Raw genomic sequence first — 16,680 nt, forward strand, 5'->3', positions numbered from 1 at the left:
CGGAACCGTGGACACCAGGCATCTGTGTCCACTGCCCGGGCCGGGGAGGGAGCATGCTCATTTTTTTGTTGCCGCTTCTGGCCACCGGCCGCGGCAAAGACTGCCCAATCTGGGGCCGATGTGACGCGTGTTACTCATGTGATTGCTACCATGAGGCGTGGGCAAAGCGAAACTACACCGCGCCGTAGGAATCCTCATTGCGCTGACCGCGGGCGGTGCGGCAGCCCTGCTGTGGTTTGCCGTCGACGCCGGCGGCCCCGCACTGGCCGAGTCTCCGACGCAGGGGTTGTTTTTCGGCTTCTGGAGCATCCTCTACAACACGGACGCCCCGCCCCCGCGCGTCCTCCTTGCCGCCATGGCCATGGCACTCCTGCTGGCCGCCGGCGTGGCGGCGGTGGACCGGCGGATCGCCAACCGCTCCCGCCGGTCCCTGGACCCGCTGACCGGCCCCCTGGCTCCGCGCGTCGTGATGGCGGCGACGCGCGGTGAGTACGCCGGTCCCGTGACGGTGACCGTCCTCATTCCTGCCCACAATGAGGAAGCCTCGCTTCCTTCGACCATCGCGTCGCTGCTGGAGCAGTCCCGCCGCCCGGACCGCGTCATTGTGGTGGCGGACAACTGCACCGACGCCACGGTCGCGCTCGCCTGCCGGGCCGGCGTCGAAGTGATCGAGTCGGTGAACAACACGCAAAAGAAGGCCGGCGCACTGAACCAGGTACTCAAGCAGCTGCTCCCCGGCCTCGGTGATAACGACGTCGTCATGGTGATGGACGCGGACACCCGGCTCGACGACGGGTTCCTTGCAGGCGCCGTGGACCGCTTTGTCTCCGACCGCGCCCTGATGGCAGTCGGAGGACTGTTCTACGGCGAAGCCGGGCACGGACTGATCGGCCAGTTCCAACGCAATGAATACCTCCGGTACAGCCGGCAGATCAGCCGGCGCCGCGGCAGGGTGTTCGTGCTGACCGGGACTGCCTCGATGTTCCGGTCCCGGGCGCTGCGCACCGTCGCGGCGAGCCGCGGGGTCTCGATTCCGGGGAACCCCGGGGACGTGTACGACACCGCAGCACTGACCGAGGACAACGAGCTGACGATCGCCCTGAAATCCCTCGGCGGCCTGATGATTTCGCCGGACCGGTGCACGGTGGTGACCGAGTTGATGCCCGGCTGGCGCACCCTTTGGGCGCAACGGCTTCGCTGGCAGCGCGGAGCCCTGGAGAACATCGGCGCCTACGGCATCACAGCCCCGACCCTGCGCTACTGGGCCCAGCAGCTGGGGATCGGTTACGGCGTAATCGCGCTGGGCTCTTATCTGCTGCTGGTGTTTTTGATGGTGTTCTCGCTGGACACCTGGATCTGGTTCCCGTTCTGGCTGGGGCTGGGCCTGTTGTTCATGGCCGAACGCGTCGCCACGGTCTGGAAGGGCGGCTGGCGTGCCAGGCTCCTGGCCCTCACCCTGTTTCCGGAGCTGTGCTTCGACATGTTCCTCAACGTGGTCTACCTCAAGGGTGTCGCGGACATCTCGCTTGGACGGACTGCCAGCTGGAAACACGTCACCCAGGTACGACCGCGGCAAACCACCGGGGCGGAGCGCGCATGAGCACCCTAGCCGTCGTCGCCGTGCCCGCAGGGATCCTGTTCCCGGAGGCCTTGCTGCATGCGCAGTGGTTCGCCGTGCTCGCCACCTTCGTGGCAATCAATACGGTGATGTACGCCGCCCTGGCGCTGGCGAAGATCCTGCCCACGGTGCATCCGTCGGACTGGATCCGCAACCGCAACGAACGTTCCGAAACCCGGAGCATCCACCCCGACGGCCGCCCCGACGGCGGGAGTTAGCCGCTACCGGGCCAGGATGTCCCGGGCGATTTCGTCGGCGTCGCGCAACGTGCGCTGCCCGCTGCGGTACACCGGACCCCGTTCCTGCCGCGCCTCGGCCGCGATCGCGGTGCCCCACTGGGCGGCGGAGAGCTGCAGCCCCAGCACGTAAAGGTTCTCCGTAACCTCGCCGTTCGCCCCCAACGGCCGGTAAGGATGCGGGACCACGTCCAGCCCGGAGCTCTGCATGGGGATGCCCTCGGCGGTCATCGTCAGCCGCGGCCGGACCAGGCCCTCGGCCAGCAGCTGCTCCAGCAGCGGCGAAGCATTGACGGCGACCCGGTTGGCCGGCGCCAGCGCTTCGATCAGCACGGCCGCCTCCGCCCTGTCTCCGGCGCCGCCGCCGTCGGGCCCCGCCACCCACGGCGACGACGCCGTGAAGGTCCGGGCCTTCCGGTCGACGCCGAACTTGGGGTCCGGACCCACGAAGCTGACCACACCGGCACGGACCAGGGCAGCGAGCTGTTCGGCACGAAGCGCCGGCGGACCGCTGGCGAGCCCCTCGACGAAGGCTTCGAACCAGCCGCGCAGCCCGGCGACCCAGGATTCCTCGGTGATGCCGCCGTCGGCAACCGCCGTTTTTAACACCGCACGCCCGTGGTGCAGCGCGCCGATCGCCATCTTCACCGGGTCGTCCTCGCCGAGGGCGGAGCGCCGGGCGTCGTCGAGCAGGTAGTGGGTGACGGCGTCGTCGAGTTCAGCCCGGGAGCTGAAACGGCGCCCGGCCAGCGGCGCGGCGAGGCCCAGCAGGTCCAGCCGGTGGGCCGGCCCGACGTGCGCCTCAATGACTTCCTTGGCAGCGTCCTCCCACTTCACCGTGGAGTGGGCGTGCGGCCGCAGGGCCTCCTCGAGCCCGGTCAGGAACCCGTCCGGGTCGGCGCCAACGTCGTCAGGGTGCGAGCGCGCCAGCGTCGCGTAGTAGGGCCCACACGGCGTCCCGGTGCAGCAGCGGCCAGAGGTCATGGTCGAAGGCGGGCACGATCCCGGTGGCAGCGAATTTGGCGAAGGCGTCCTCGGTGCAGTACCTCAGCTGCACCGAGGACGGGTAGTAGCCGGCGAGCGTGGCTTTGGCCCGGTACGGGGTGCCGCGCCGGGACGCGGCGATGATGAACGGTTCCCGCCCGGACGGCAGGTAGGTCAGTCCGGCCCCCTCGGGGGCGGGCAGGAACTTGCCGCCCCGGCCCTCGGTGAGCTGGCCCATGACATCGAAAAAGTTCAGGCCCATCCCGCGCACCAGCACGGGCTGCACTGCCGGGACGACGGACCAGTCGACGTCGGCCGGCGCGGCCGGCGGAAGGTAGCCCAGCCCGAGCTCCTCCGCCGCGGCCTGTAGCTCGCGTTGTTCCGGGTTGAGGCGGGATTCCAGGTGGCCCAGGGCCAGCACCACGGAGTTGACGGTGAGCACCGTGCCGTCGGCGAGCGCGACGTCGAACCCGGCGCCCTCTGCCTCTGCTGCCGGCCGGACCGAGGTCGCCGAGGTCTGGTGGAAGTCCACGCGTACCCCGTCCGGGAGGTTTTCCAGCAGTTCCTCGAGGGTGGAGCGCAGGTAACGGCCGTAGAGCGCGCGGCTGGGAAAGTCCGCGGCCCCCAGCCCGGCCAGTTCGGTGAGCTCCTCCGCGGACAGCGCCGGGTGCGGGCTGTTGCGTTGCTGTTCCCGCCAGCGATTGAAGGTGCGCCCGGCCAGGGGTTCCGCCAGCTCGGGGTCCTCGGGAACCACGGTGGGATAGAAGGACTGCGTGTTCATGAGGTAGAGCCGCGACTGTCCTGGCTGCCAGACGTGGCCCGGGCCCGCGGGATAGGGGTCGACGACGTCGACGTGCAGCGTGGCTCCGGGAGCAGCGGGAGCCCAGTTGGCGAGCAGCCGCTCGAGCACACTGGTGCCCCTGGGCCCAGCGCCGACCACTGCCGTCCGGATGCTCTGCGATATGACCACGGCAACCAGCGTATCGGCATCCGGGCCCGCGGCTTGACTTGCCTGCCCGGCGTCGGAGTTGCTTGGATGGGCGCATGACCACCACTGCAGATGAGCAAACACCCGTGCCCGGAGCGGCCTCCGGCGCCGTCAGCGCCCCGGAACCCGTCGACGAGAACATCTGGCTGGAGGAGATCTACGGCGAGGAGCAACTGGCCTGGGTCCGGGAACAGAACGCCCGGACCGAGGAACTGCTGGAGGACGCCGAGTACGGCGAACTGGAAGGCCGGATCCTGGAGGTCCTTGATTCCACCGACCGGATCGCGATGGTCGGCAAGCACGGCGAGTGGTATTACAACTTCTGGAAGGACCGCGCCAACCCCAAGGGCCTGTGGCGGCGGACGGACTGGGAGAGTTACCGGGCGGGTGCCCCCACGTGGGAGATCCTGCTCGACATTGACGCCCTCGCCGCGGATGAAGGGGAGGAATGGGTCTTCCATGGCGCCAACTTCCTGCGCCCCGCAGCGGGACAGCCGCACCGGCTGGCCATGCTGGCGCTCTCCCCCGACGGCGGCGACGCGAACCGCTACCGGGAGTTCGACGTCGAAACCCGCAGCTTCGTCGACCCCGAAGCCGGGGGCTTCGACCTTCCGACGGCGAAGGGCAACGTGTCGTGGCTGGACGGGGACACCCTGCTGGTGGCAACCACGGCCGATAATCTGCCGCGGACGAGTTCCTCTTACGCCCGGACCGGGGTGGTCCTGGGCCGCGGCGAATCCCTGGCGGCCGCCGAAAGGCTGTTCGAAATCCCGGAAGACCACATGATGGCGCTGCTGGCCCACGACTCCACCCCGGGCTTCGAGCGGACCTTCGCGGTGGACTGGATCAGCTTCTTCGAAAAACGCACCTCGGTGCTGCGGGACGGATCGTGGGTGGAAATCGACGTTCCCGCCGATGTGAACCTGAGTTCGCACCGGGAATGGTTGCTGTTCCGGCCGCAAGGGGACTGGACCGTCAACGGGACAAGCTACCCCGCGGGGTCCCTGCTGGCAGCCAACTTCGAGGACTTCCTGGCTGGCAGCCGGGAACTGTCCGTGCTGTTTACCCCGGATGAGCACACCTCCCTGCAGTCCTGGAGCTGGACCCGCGACTTCCTGCTGCTGAACCTGCTGCGGGACGTGTCCTCCGAGATCCGGGTGCTGGATCCGGAACGCCCCGGTACTGACGTGGCCTGGGCGTCCAGCCTGCTGGACGCGTGCCCGCCACTGCACGACGTCAACGCGTACGCCGTCGACGATGAGGACGAGGGCGACTCCGGAAACGACTTCTGGCTGCTCGCCACCGGCTTCGCCACCCCGACGACCCTGACCCGCGGAACCCTGACGCGCGCCGGCGTGGACGGAGTGGTCAGCGCCCACGAGGTAGTCCGGACCTCGCCGTCGTTCTTCGATGAGGAGGCCTACGAGGTGCAGCAGCACTTCGCCGTGTCCGCGGACGGCACCCGGGTGCCGTACTTCCAGATCGCGTCCCGTGACCTGGTGCTGGACGGGCAGAACCCGACGCAGCTCTCCGGTTACGGCGGCTTCGAGATCTCCCGTACCCCTGCCTACAGCGGCGCCGTCGGCCGGGCCTGGCTTGAACGGCGCACGGAGGATTCAGCGGGCGCCGAGGGCGAGGCACCGCACAGCCGGGGCGGGGTCTACGTCGTCGCGAACATCCGCGGCGGCGGCGAGTACGGGCCGGCCTGGCACCGTGCCGCGCTGCAGGAGAAACGGCACCGCGCCTATGAGGATTTCGCCGCCGTCGCGCGGGACCTGATCTCGCGCGGCGTGACCTCACGCCAGCGGCTGGGCTGCGTGGGCGGCTCCAACGGCGGGCTGCTGGTGGGCAACATGCTCACCCAGTACCCGGAACTGTTCGGTGCCGTCTCCTGCGGCGTCCCGCTGCTGGACATGCGCCGCTACAGCAAGCTCTCCGCCGGGTACTCCTGGATTGCCGAATACGGCGACCCGGACGTGCCCGAGCAATGGGAGTTCATCCGGACTTTCTCGCCGTACCACCTGTTGCGTGACGGCGTGGACTATCCCGAAACGTTCATCTGGACCGCGACCTCCGATGACCGGGTGGGCCCGGTGCAGGCCCGCAAGATGGCGGCCCGGATGCAGGCGATGGGCATCCCCAACGTCTGGTTCCACGAGGCGTTGGAGGGCGGCCACGCCGGTGCTTCGGACAACCGGCAGGCCGCGGCGCTGCAGAGCCGCAGCCAGCATTTCCTCTGGCGGGCCCTCGCCGGCCGGGGTGCTTAACCGGCGGGGCGCCCGGCCGCGCTGACCGTTTTGCACTGCATGGCCGGTTCTGCGTATCCTTGGTTGGCTAGTAATAGCAATTGGAGACGTGCCAGAGCGGCCGAATGGGCTTCACTGCTAATGAAGTGTGGGGCACAACTCCACCGGGGGTTCAAATCCCCCCGTCTCCGCGTTTGGCCCCGGTCCTGGACCGGGGCCTTTTGCGTTCCCCGCCCTGACGCTCCCTCAGCTCCGGCGCGCATTCCGGAAACCCTCCCTCAGCTCCGGGCCAGGGATTAACGCCCGGGTCCGCCCCTGTTGGGCGGTGTCTCGGGATGGCAGGATGGGCCCATGTCGACCAGCCACGCGTTTGACGCGATCATCGTAGGCGGCGGCCATAACGGCCTGGCCGCCGCAGCGTACCTGTCCCGGGCGGGCCGGAAGGTTCTGCTGCTGGAAAAGCTCGCCCACACCGGGGGCGCCGCGGTCTCCGCGCAGGCGTTCGACGGCGTCGGGGCGCGGCTCTCGCGTTACTCCTACCTTGTCAGCCTGCTGCCGCAACAAATCATCGACGACCTGGGCCTGCGCATCACGCTCGCCCGGCGCCGCTACTCCTCCTACACCCCGGATCCGTCCTGCTCCGGCCGGGCGCTGCTGGTCGACAACGAAGACGCATCGTCCACTGCCGCCTCCTTCGCCGCCATCGGGGCCTCCGAGGACGAACACCGTGCCTTCAACGACTTCTATGCCGAGTGCGGAAAGCTAACCCGCTCGCTCTGGCCCACCATGACCGCACCGCTGCCTACCCGGTCCCAGGCCAGGTTGCTGGTCGCCGAGGCCGGAGCCGCACAGGCGTGGGAAGCAATGGTCGAGCAACCGATCGGGCAGGCGATCACCAGAAGACTGCAGCACGACCTGGTCCGCGGCGTCGTACTCACGGATGCGCTGATCGGCACGTTCGCCCGCGCCGACGACGAAGACCTGCAGCAAAACATCTGCTTCCTCTACCACCTGATCGGCGGCGGCACCGGCGACTGGGACGTCCCCGTGGGCGGAATGGGCGCGGTGTCCGGAGAACTCGAGCGCGCCGCCCGGGACGCGGGCGCGACCATTCTGGTGGCGGCGGAGGCCACCTCCGTCCGCCCGGGCGGCGTCGTCTGTTACCGGCACGGCGGCGAGGACCATACCGTTGCTGCCCCCTGGGTGCTGGCCAACGTGGCCCCAGTGGTGCTGGACCGGTTGCGTAACGCGGAGCCGGCCGGGACCGGGCCGGCAGCTCATGCCGGGACGCCCGCGCCCAGTGGAGGCCGGTCTGCGACGCAGCACCCGAACCACCTGCGCGAGGGAGCCCAGGTCAAGGTCAACCTGCTGCTCAAGCGCCTGCCGCGGTTGCTGGACGAAGGTGCCAGCCCGGAAGCGGCCTTCGGCGGAACCTTCCACATCAACGAAACCTGGTCCCAACTGGACAGCGCCTACCTCAGCGCCGCTGCCGGCAGCGTGCCGGAGCCCCTACCCTGTGAGATTTACTGCCACTCGCTGACCGACCCCAGCATCCTGTCCCCGGAACTGCGGGCCTCAGGCGCCCAGACCCTCACGGTGTTTGGCCTGCACGTCCCGGACAGACTCATCACCCCGCAAAACAACGACAACCGGCGGGCAGAGCTGCAGGCGGCGGTGCTGCGTTCGCTCAACAGTGTCCTTGCCGAGCCCATCGAAGAACTGCTGCTCACCGGCCCCGACGGAAGGCCGTGCATCGAAACCAAGACCACGCTGGACATCGAACACGCCGTCGGGATGCCCCGCGGGAACATCTTCCACGGCGGACTGGACTGGCCCTTCGTGGAAGACGGCGAGCCGCTGGACACCCCGGCCCGGCGCTGGGGCGTAGCCACGGATGATCCGCAACTCCTGCTCTGCGGCTCGGGCGCGCGCCGCGGCGGTGCCGTCAGCGCCATCGGCGGCCACAACGCCGCGATGGCCGTGCTGGAAGCGGAGCAGTCTGTGGGGCCTGCCTGAGCCGGACGCGAACGCGACGCGAACGAACGCCTGGGCGTGCCGGCCGCCGCCCAGGACCGGCCGGCGGCCGCCCGCTGCCTGCCGGCGGCCGACCCGCTGCCCGCCGGCAGCCGCCCCGCCGTTATGAGATTTACCCGGCCTGGCCGAGCACCAGCGGCAACACGGCTCCGGCGCCTGCCTGCCGGAGGGCGCGCCCTGCCACGGTGACGGTCCAGCGGCTGTCCACCAGGTCATCGATCAGCATGACACTTTGACCCTGGAGGCCGTTTAGGGCCGCAGCGAGCTCAGGGCCGACCACCAGGCGCTCCCAGACCCCGGCGAGCCGGTATGCGCTGTTCCCGCCGCGTCCGCCCGTGGGACCGCCGTGGGCCAGCTGCAACTGGCCCAGGTACGGGATGCGGCCGATCTCGGAAATGCCGCGCGCCAATGACTCCACGAGCTCGGGCTTGCTGCGTGAAGGAACGCTGATGATCGCGGCCGGCCGGCCCGCACCGCTCCACCCGGGGGTCCGCGAGTCGCCGCTTCCCCACTCGCGCAGCACATGTACGCAGGCCCCCAGCATTCCGGGGTCCACGGCGCCGTCGGGGGCGCCGGCGGCGAAGGTCTCCCTGAGCGCCCCGCCCCAGCCGAGGTCGGTCAGCCGGGCCAGCGCGCGGCCGTTCGCCACGCTCTCCTCCGGTTTGATCTTGCCCTTCACGTTTACACCCAGGCGGTCCATCCCGCTGGGCCACTGGAGGCGGGGTTCCAGCACGATCCCGGCCCGGTTCAGCGTCGCGCCGGCAGCTTCCGTAGCGTCCGCGGCGATGTCTGCCGGGAACCACCGGCCGGCACAGTTGTCGCAGCGGCCGCAGGGCCTGGCCGTCTCGTCGTCGAGGACTGAGGTGATGTACTCCATTCGGCAGCCCGCAGTGTCCTGGTAAATCACCATCGAATCCTGCTCGTCTACGCGGGCCTCCGCGATCCGCCCGTACCGCTCGGCGTCGTAGGTCCACGGCTGGCCGGTGGAGCGCCACCCGCCGCCCACACGCTCGACGGCACCGTCGACCGCCAGGACCTTCAGCAGCAGTTCCAGCGGCGTCCGGCGCAGGTCCACCCGGGCTTCCAGCGCCACCGTGGACACAGCAGTGCCTGCCTCGGCAAGGGCCGTCAGGACAGCGGCCGCCTTTTCCTCCGAAGGCATCGAGGCGGTGGCGAAGTACTGCCAGATGTCCCGGTCTTCCGAGCCGGGCAGGAGCAGCACGTCGGCGTTCGCCGCGCCACGGCCCGCGCGGCCGACCTGCTGGTAGTAGGCGACCGGGGACGACGGTGCCCCCAGGTGCACCACGAAGCCGAGGTCCGGCTTGTCGAAGCCCATGCCAAGGGCCGAGGTGGCCACCAGGGCCTTCACCTGGTTGTCTTTGAGCAGCTGTTCGGCCCGTTCCCGGTCCGCGGGGTCCGTCCGGCCGGTGTAGGCGAGCACCTCGTGGCCGGCTTCGGCCAGGAGGCGGGCGGTGTCTTCCGCGGCGGAGACGGTGAGCGTGTAGATGATGCCGCTGCCGGGAAGGTCACGCAGGTGTGTGAGCAGCCAGCCCAGCCGCTCGCGTGAATCCGGGAGCCGGAGCACGCCCAGGCGCAGGGACTCACGGCCCAGGGCGCCGCGGATGGTCAGCACCCCCTCGCCGAGTTGTTCTTCAATGTCGTGGACCACCCGCGAATTGGCGGTCGCCGTGGTGGCCAGGACCGGCACGCTGTCCGGCAGCTGGGCGATGAGGTCCGCGATCCGCCGGTAGTCGGGGCGGAAGTCGTGGCCCCAGTCGGAGATGCAGTGTGCCTCGTCGATGACCAGCAGCCCGGTCCGCCGGATCAACTCAGGCAGCTGGTTTTCCCGGAAGGAGGGGTTGGTGAGCCGTTCCGGTGACACCAGCAGCACATCGACTTCGTCGGCAGCGAGCTGTTCCCGGACGGTGTCCCATTCGAGCTGGTTTGCCGAGTTGATGGCCACGGCCCGCACGCCGGCCCGCGCGGCGGCCGCGACCTGGTCGCGCATCAGCGCCAGCAGCGGCGACACGATCAGGGTCGGCCCGGCGCCGCGGCGGCGCAGCAGCAGGGACGCGACGAAGTAAACGGCGGACTTCCCCCAGCCGGTGCGCTGCACGACCAGGGCGCGGCGGCCGCCGTCGACCAGCGCCTCGATCGCCTCGAACTGGCCATCGTGGAACTCAGCCCCGGGGTGGCCCACCAGCTCCCGCAGCACCGCCTGGGCCTGCGCGCGCGTCCCGGATTCCTCCGCGGCGCCGGCGACGGACTCGGGTTCGGAATCGGACAAGACTGCAGCGTTCTGGTGATGGGCCATTGCTTCAGTATCCCAGCCACCTCGGACAGCCACGAAGCCGGAGCCGCCCGTATGTGGACAACCGGTGTCCACATACGGAGGCAAGTTCAGGCCGCCCGCGACAGCTTCCACGTAGGATGGTGCCGTGACTAGCGATCAGACGAAGACTTTTGACCTCTCGGCATCCTTCAAGGCCTACGACGTGCGCGGCATCGTCGGCGAATCCATCACAGTGGAAATCGTCGAAGCCGTCGGCGCCGCCTTCGTGGACGTCTTGGGCCTGGCCGGAGAGACCGTGCTGGTCGGCGGCGACATGCGCCCCTCCTCCCCCGAGTTCAGCCGCGCCTTCGCCAACGGCGCCGCGACCCGCGGGGCGAACGTCCAGCTGCTGGACCTGATCTCCACCGACGAGCTGTACTACGCCTGCGGTGCGCTGAACGCGGCCGGCGCCACCTTCACCGCCAGCCACAACCCGGCCGAATACAACGGCATCAAGATGGCCAAGGCGGGCGCCGTGCCGATCTCGTCCGAGACCGGGCTGAAGGAGATTCAGGCCCTGGCCGAGGACTACCTGAACAGCGGCCACATCCCCGCGCAGGGCACCCGTGGCCTGATCAGCGTGCGCGACGTACTCAAGGACTACTCCGAGTACCTGCGCAGCCTCGTGGACCTCAGCGCATCCCGCCCGCTCAAAGTCGTGGTTGACGCAGGCAACGGCATGGCGGGCATGACGACGCCGGCCGTCCTCGGCGACACGCTGCTGCCCAAACTGCCGCTGGAGATCATCCCGCTCTACTTCGAGCTCGACGGGTCCTTCCCGAACCACCCGGCCAACCCGCTGGAGCCGGAGAACCTGCGGGACCTGCAGGCCGCCGTCGTCGAACACGGTGCGGACATCGGGCTGGCCTTCGACGGCGACGCCGACCGCTGCTTCGTCATCGACGAAAAGGGTGAGCCGGTTTCGCCGTCGGCGGTCACCGGCATGGTGGCCCGCCGGGAAATCGCCCGAGCGAAAGCCAACGGCGAGGACAACCCAACGATCATCCACAACCTCCTGACCTCCCGTGCGGTGCCCGAACTGGTGGCCACCGACGGCGGCCGGGCGGTGCGGACCCGGGTGGGGCACTCCTTCATCAAGGCCGTGATGGCGGCCGAGGGCGCGATCTTCGGCGGCGAGCACTCGGCGCACTTCTACTTCCGCGATTTCTGGAACGCGGACACCGGCATGCTGGCCGCCATGCACGTCCTGGCGGCCCTCGGGGAGCAGGACGGACCGCTGTCCGAACTCGGCCGGGAGTACGAGCCCTACCGCTCCTCCGGCGAAATCAACTCCGAAATCGAGGACAAGGCCGGTGCCGTCGAGCGCGTCCGTGCAGACTTCCACGCCGAGGATGTCGAGGTCGACTACCTCGACGGCAGCACGTTTATCGCGGCGGACGGAAGCTACTGGTTCAACCTGCGGCCTTCCAACACCGAGCCCTTCCTCCGCCTGAACGTCGAGGCCACTGATCAGCAGACCATGGAACGCATCCGCGACCGGGTGCTGGCCGTGGTCCGGAACTGACCGGCGTGACTGAGGCATCCGAGACTCCGGAAACAGTCCTGCAGCCGGCCGACCCGGCCGAAGACTCGTGGCGCGGCTCAGTGCCGGCCGCCAGTGCCACCGACCTGGAGAACCTGCTCGGCACCGGTGTGGGATCTGCCCAGGAACAGCTGGAGCGCAACGGCGGGTTCCTGCCGTTCGCCCTGGTGGTGGAGAACGACGGCGAGGTCCGCCTGGTGGCCGTCACGCCGGCCGATGCCGCCGCCGGCAGCGACGGCGATTTCGATGCCGACGGCATGATCAGCGACCTTACCGAACTCCTGCGCCAGCACCGCAGCGAGTTCCGCGCCGCCGCGATCGTCTGCGACATCACGCTGCTGGAAGAGGACTCGGACGCGATCCACGTTGCCGCCGAGCACCAGGACGGCTCGGTCTTCGCAGCGGTGCTGCCCTACAGCCCCAACCCGGGTACCAATGAGCTGGAGTTCGGCGACTTGTCCGCCGACACCAACGAACCCGCTGTCTGGGTGGACTAGACCAGGCCGGTGGCATGAAAATCAATGCTTTCGCAGACGTCAGCCTGCGCGCGATGATGGTCCTCGCGGCAGCCGCGGGCAGCGAGCTGCTCACCACCCAGAGTATTGCCGACGCCGTCGGCACCCCCTACAACCACGTCAGCAAGGCGATGGCGAAGCTGCGGGAACTCGGCCTGATCGACGTCGAACGCGGCCGCAACGGCGGAGCCCGGCTCAGCAGTGCCGGACGCGCCGCAACCGTGGGCCAGCTGCTGCGGGCGCTCGACACCCGGACCGACCCGGCTGATTGCGTCGCCGCCACGGGCAGCTGCCCGCTGGTCAGCGAGTGCCGGCTCAGGGCCGCCCTGGGCAGAGCCCGGGAGGCGTTTTACCGTGAGCTTGACGACATCGTTGTTGCCTCGCTGCCCACATCCCGGCAGATGAACCCCGTCTTTCAAGCCATCGGCCTGCGCCCCGGCCTGTAACGGTTTTCGGCGCGCCACGCCCGGCGCCACACTGATTTGCAACGGTTTTCTACGCCGTGTAGAACTAAGGCATAAATACTCGTATTTGAAATGCATGTATTTATGGAAACGGTCCGGTTGAAGACGCCGGCCACTATCTCAGGAGTTCGCAATGCTCTCGGACAAGTCCTTCCCGGTCATCGAGGCCACCCTGCCGCTCGTCGGTTCCCGGATCGGCGAAATCACCCCCAAGTTTTACGCCCGCCTCTTCGGCGCGCACCCCGAACTGCTGGACGGACTGTTCAGCCGCTCCAACCAGCGCTCCGGCGACCAACAGCAGGCCCTGGCCGGAAGCATCGCCGCTTTCGCCAGCCACCTCGTGAGCAACCCGGGCACCGTGCCGGAGACCGTCCTTTCGCGCATCGCACACCGCCACGCCTCGCTCGGCATCACCGAGCCGCAGTACCAGGTGGTCTACGAGCACCTCTTCGCCGCCATCGCCGAGGACCTGGCCGAGGTCATCACCCCCGAGATCGCCGAAGCCTGGACCGAGGTCTACTGGCTGATGGCCGACGCGCTGATCAAACTCGAAAAGGGCCTCTACGCCGCCCAGGCCAACGGCAAAATGTGGACCCCGTGGCGCGTTGCGGCCAAGACCCCCGCGGGCACCGGTTCCATGACATTCATTCTGGAACCAGCCGACGACACCCCCATCACTCCCGCGCTTCCGGGCCAGTACGTCAGCGTCAAGGTCACCCTCCCTGAGGGCCTGCGCCAGGTCCGCCAGTACTCCCTCTCCGGTGACGCCGGCACCAGCCGCAGCTTCACCACCAAGCTCGACGACGGCGGCGAAGTCTCCCCCGTGCTGCACCACCACGTCGAAGTCGGCGACATCCTTGAAATCTCCAATCCCTACGGCGAGATCACGCTCAAGGACAGCGACGGCCCGGTGGTTCTCGCTTCCGCCGGCATCGGGTGCACGCCGTCGGCCTCGATCCTGCGCTCCCTGGCCAGGTCCGGCTCGGACCGCCAGGTGCTGGTCCTGCACGCCGAGAGCACTCTCGACAGCTGGGCGCTGCGTTCCCAGATGACCGACGACGTCGACCAGCTTGAGGGGGCCGAACTGCAGCTTTGGCTCGAACGCCCCGAGGCAGGCGCCAAGGAAGGCTTCATGTCGCTGCGTGATGTCGACCTGCCGGCCAACGCCTCGCTGTACCTGTGCGGGCCGCTGCCGTTCATGAAGAACATCCGCAACGAGGCCATCAACGCGGGCATCCCGGCCACCAAGATCCACTACGAGGTCTTCGGCCCGGATATCTGGCTCGCCAACTAGTAAAAAACGACGGCGGCCCCGCACCTTCGAAAAGGTGCGGGGCCGCCGTCGTAAGGATTTCCGGATCGGTCGCCCGCTAGTGCGCGGACATACGTTCCTTCAAGGAATCCAGTTCGGCCTGCAACGCATCCGGCAGCGAGTCGCCGAACTTCGCGTACCACTCCTCGATGGAAGCCAGCTCGGCGTCCCACTCCTCGCGGTCGACGCGGACGGCGTCCTCCACGTGGGCGTGGGTCAGGTCCAGGCCGGTGACGTCCAGCGAATCTCCGGTGGGAACGTAGCCGATGGGAGTTTCGACGGCGTCGGCCTTGCCCTCAATGCGCTCGATGGCCCACTTGAGGACCCGGGCGTTGTCGCCGAAGCCAGGCCAGGCGAAGCCGCCGTCGGCCGTGCGGCGGAACCAGTTCACCAGGAAGATGTGCGGCAGCCGCTCCGGGTTGGCCTTGCCCGAGACGCTGATCCAGTGCTTGAGGTAGTCGCCTGCGTCGTAGCCGATGAACGGCAGCATGGCCATCGGGTCGCGGCGGAGCACGCCGACCTGGCCGGAGGCAGCGGCCGTGGTCTCGGACGAAAGCGTCGAACCCATGAAGATGCCGTTGGTCCAGTCGCGGGCCTGGGTCACCAGGGGCACCGTCGTCTTGCGGCGGCCGCCGAAGAGAATCGCGGAAATCTCCACACCGTCCGGGTTGTAGTACTCCTCGGCCAGCATGTCGACCTGTGAGATCGGGGTGCAGAAGCGGGAGTTGGGGTGCGCGGCCGGCTTGTCCGACGCCGGGGTCCAGTCGTTGCCCTGCCAGTCGATCAGGTGCGCGGGAACTTCGTCGGTCATACCCTCCCACCACACGCCGCCGTCGTCGGTGAGGGCGACGTTGGTGAAGATGCTGTGGCCCTTGGCGATAGCCCGCATCGCATTCGGGTTGGTGCCCCAGCCGGTGCCCGGCGCGACACCGAACAGGCCGGCCTCCGGGTTGGTGGCCCGCAGCTCGCCTTCCTTGCCGATCCGCATCCAGGTGATGTCGTCGCCCAGGGTCTCCACATTCCATCCGTCGATGGTGGGATCCAGCAGGGCGAGGTTGGTCTTGCCACAAGCGGAGGGGAACGCGGCGGACACGTAGTAATTCTTCTTCTCCGGCGAGGTCAGTTTCAGGATGAGCATGTGCTCGGCGAGCCAGCCCTCGTCCCGGGCCATGACAGAGGCGATGCGCAGCGCGTAGCACTTCTTGCCCAGCAGGGCGTTACCGCCGTAGCCAGAGCCGTAGGACCAGATGGAGCGCTCCTCGGGAAAGTGCACGATCCACTTTTCGGGATTGCAGGGCCAGGAGACGTCGGCCTGGCCGGCTTCCAGCGGCGCACCCAGCGAGTGCAGGGCGGGCACGAAAAAAGCGTTGGTTGCGGTGATCTTGTCCAGGACCTCGGTGCCGATCGTGGCCATGATCCGCATGGAAGCGACCACGTAGGCGCTGTCCGTGATCTCGACGCCGAACTTGGGATCCTCGGCGTCGAGGTGGCCCATGACGAACGGGATGACGTACATGGTGCGGCCCCGCATGGAGCCCCTGAACAAGCCGCGCAGCTTCTCTTTCATCTCCGCGGGCGCCATCCAGTTATTGGTGAAGCCCGCGTCGCGTTCGTTCTCCGAGCAGATAAAGGTCTGCTCTTCCACGCGGGCGACGTCGGCCGGGTCCGAGAACGCGGCGAAGGAATTCGGGAAGAGCTTCTCGTTCAGCCGGGTCAGGGTACCTGCGGCGACGAGCTCGTCCGTAAGCCGGGTGTTTTCGGCTTCGGTGCCATCAACCCAGTGGATCCGGTCCGGCTGGGTCAGGTCAGCTACCTCTTCAACCCATGCCAGCAGTCCTGCATGGGTAGTGGGTGCTTTCTCAAGCAGCGGCAGTCGCGCCAGATCGCCCATTACGGTTCCCTTTCCTCGGGTTCAGTCGTGTGTCCTAAATGCTAGGTCGCGCCGGAGATTCAGATTCCGGGCCAACGGCGGGTTGATGATGGGTGTCCGCAGCAAAAACCGCGGGGATTCAAGGATTCCTGCGCCCGGAGCGCAGCTTTTAAGTGACTAAGGTCACATAGACCGGTCTAGTCAGGCAGATTACAGGCCGGTGGATTTGGAACTATCGCCCCACCTCGCGTAAAGTAATTCGAGGTTCGGGGAGCGAGATACTCCGGAAAGAACCGAGAATGCGCCCATAGCTCAGCTGGATAGAGCGTCTGTCTACGGAACAGAAGGTCAGGGGTTCGAATCCCTTTGGGCGCACAGAAATTAGATCCGCACCGGTCCGCCGGTGCGGATCTTTTTGTTTCCTCGGCGCATCCGGAAATCCGCGGCGGTTTTGGACGGGGGCGGCCCGGATCCGGGTTGCGCCGGGTCCGGAACCGCAGCGAACGCCGGACGGCGGACCGCAGGGTTAGGCTGATGC

General features: G+C 68.2%; 10 protein-coding genes, 2 tRNA genes and 1 pseudogene. 10 read left to right on the forward strand and 3 right to left on the reverse strand.

What is annotated here, in order from left to right:
* Window positions 1-157 precede the first annotated feature (157 nt).
* Together QFZ61_RS01295 and QFZ61_RS01300 are read left to right on the forward strand one after the other, a co-directional pair.
* A complete protein-coding gene (locus tag QFZ61_RS01295; RefSeq protein WP_307032596.1) occupies window positions 158-1,600 on the forward strand; it encodes a glycosyltransferase family 2 protein in 1,443 nt (480 codons plus the stop codon).
* Window positions 1,597-1,836, forward strand: a complete 240-nt coding sequence (locus QFZ61_RS01300) for a hypothetical protein (RefSeq protein ID WP_307032598.1) — start codon at window positions 1,597-1,599, stop codon at window positions 1,834-1,836. Before QFZ61_RS01295 ends, QFZ61_RS01300 begins: the two co-directional genes overlap by 4 nt.
* A gap of 3 nt (window positions 1,837-1,839) precedes the next feature.
* Here QFZ61_RS01300 and QFZ61_RS01305 read toward each other — a convergent pair.
* Window positions 1,840-3,808 (reverse strand): annotated as a pseudogene (locus QFZ61_RS01305) (FAD/NAD(P)-binding protein).
* A 74-nt stretch (window positions 3,809-3,882) separates the two neighbouring features.
* Here QFZ61_RS01305 and QFZ61_RS01310 point away from each other — a divergent pair.
* The 3 genes from QFZ61_RS01310 to QFZ61_RS01320 all read left to right on the forward strand — a co-directional run bounded on the left by QFZ61_RS01310 (window position 3,883) and on the right by QFZ61_RS01320 (window position 8,088).
* Window positions 3,883-6,093 (forward strand): prolyl oligopeptidase family protein, encoded by a 2,211-nt coding sequence (locus QFZ61_RS01310; RefSeq protein ID WP_307032600.1) that lies wholly within the window; start codon window positions 3,883-3,885, stop codon window positions 6,091-6,093.
* An 82-nt stretch (window positions 6,094-6,175) separates the two neighbouring features.
* Window positions 6,176-6,263, forward strand: a tRNA-Ser gene (locus tag QFZ61_RS01315).
* A 160-nt stretch (window positions 6,264-6,423) separates the two neighbouring features.
* Window positions 6,424-8,088: an NAD(P)/FAD-dependent oxidoreductase gene (locus QFZ61_RS01320; protein WP_307032602.1), complete on the forward strand. Its 1,665-nt coding sequence runs from the start codon at window positions 6,424-6,426 to the stop codon at window positions 8,086-8,088.
* Between the two features lie 130 nt (window positions 8,089-8,218).
* Here the strand turns inward: QFZ61_RS01320 and QFZ61_RS01325 are convergent, their stop codons facing one another.
* Window positions 8,219-10,420, reverse strand: coding sequence for an ATP-dependent DNA helicase RecQ (locus QFZ61_RS01325; protein ID WP_307032604.1), 2,202 nt, complete (start codon window positions 10,418-10,420; stop codon window positions 8,219-8,221).
* Window positions 10,421-10,544: 124 nt separating this feature from the next.
* Between QFZ61_RS01325 and QFZ61_RS01330 the strand changes: the two genes are divergently transcribed.
* From QFZ61_RS01330 to QFZ61_RS01345, 4 genes are all read left to right on the forward strand, one after another.
* Complete coding sequence (locus QFZ61_RS01330; RefSeq protein WP_307032606.1) at window positions 10,545-11,963, forward strand: phosphomannomutase/phosphoglucomutase; 1,419 nt, start codon at window positions 10,545-10,547, stop codon at window positions 11,961-11,963.
* A 5-nt stretch (window positions 11,964-11,968) separates the two neighbouring features.
* Window positions 11,969-12,478: a hypothetical protein gene (locus QFZ61_RS01335; protein WP_307032608.1), complete on the forward strand. Its 510-nt coding sequence runs from the start codon at window positions 11,969-11,971 to the stop codon at window positions 12,476-12,478.
* 14 nt (window positions 12,479-12,492) lie between these two features.
* Window positions 12,493-12,942 (forward strand): Rrf2 family transcriptional regulator, encoded by a 450-nt coding sequence (locus QFZ61_RS01340; RefSeq protein WP_307032610.1) that lies wholly within the window; start codon window positions 12,493-12,495, stop codon window positions 12,940-12,942.
* 151 nt (window positions 12,943-13,093) lie between these two features.
* Complete coding sequence (locus QFZ61_RS01345) at window positions 13,094-14,254, forward strand: globin domain-containing protein (RefSeq protein ID WP_307032612.1); 1,161 nt, start codon at window positions 13,094-13,096, stop codon at window positions 14,252-14,254.
* 76 nt (window positions 14,255-14,330) lie between these two features.
* Here QFZ61_RS01345 and QFZ61_RS01350 read toward each other — a convergent pair whose 3' ends face one another.
* The gene (locus tag QFZ61_RS01350; RefSeq protein WP_307032615.1) at window positions 14,331-16,163 is read right to left on the reverse strand and encodes a phosphoenolpyruvate carboxykinase (GTP); all 1,833 of its coding nucleotides are present in this window, start codon (window positions 16,161-16,163) and stop codon (window positions 14,331-14,333) included.
* 280 nt (window positions 16,164-16,443) lie between these two features.
* On the opposite strand from QFZ61_RS01350, the gene QFZ61_RS01355 reads away from it, so the two are divergent.
* Window positions 16,444-16,517 (forward strand) — tRNA-Arg (locus QFZ61_RS01355).
* The last annotated feature ends 163 nt before the right edge of the window (window positions 16,518-16,680 follow it).

Origin of the sequence: Arthrobacter sp. B3I4 (assembly GCF_030816855.1) — a bacterium.
Lineage (GTDB): Bacteria > Actinomycetota > Actinomycetes > Actinomycetales > Micrococcaceae > Arthrobacter.